This is a genomic window from Type-D symbiont of Plautia stali (assembly GCF_001485335.1).
Classification (GTDB): domain Bacteria; phylum Pseudomonadota; class Gammaproteobacteria; order Enterobacterales; family Enterobacteriaceae; genus Pantoea; species Pantoea vagans_C.
Genome location: NZ_BBOC01000212.1, coordinates 1 through 419, shown reverse-complemented (window position 1 = coordinate 419; position 419 = coordinate 1). Strand labels below are relative to the sequence as shown.

The following is a 419-nucleotide window of genomic DNA, read 5'->3' as shown; positions in this document are numbered from 1 at the left end:
GTCCTCGTGGCTATCATGGCGTGAACATCGCGGGCACCAGCCTTGGGGGGATTGGTGGCAACCGTAAGATGTTCGGTCAGTTTATGGATGTCGATCATATCCCCCATACGCTGCAAACCGATCTGCCCTTCACGCCGGGTCAGGCAGAAACCGTAGCACGGATACCGAGGCGCGGGATTACGTTGAGGCGCTCGGCTTCTTCCAGTACCAGACGCACTTCAGTCATCTTCTCGATCACCAGATAAACCTTGTGACCAAGCTTTTCACCAATCAGCGCCAGACGAATGTATTCACGGTCTTTGTAGCCGTTACACACGATCACCGAACGGGTTTTACCGGCGTGCGCCAGCACGGCCATCAGCTCGGCTTTAGAACCGGCTTCCAGACCCAGCGGCTCACCCGAGTTGACCAGAGATTCG

Annotated in this window: 2 pseudogenes; one reads left to right on the top strand and one right to left on the bottom strand. The window is 56.3% G+C overall.

Annotation, left to right across the window (positions count from 1 at the left end):
* A pseudogene (locus PSSD_RS28325) lies at positions 1-152 on the top strand (aspartate aminotransferase family protein); the annotation flags it as partial.
* Here PSSD_RS28325 and PSSD_RS26035 read toward each other — a convergent pair.
* Positions 143-419: pseudogene (locus PSSD_RS26035) on the bottom strand (arginine decarboxylase); the annotation flags it as partial. The pseudogenes PSSD_RS28325 and PSSD_RS26035 sit on opposite strands and share 10 nt — an antisense overlap.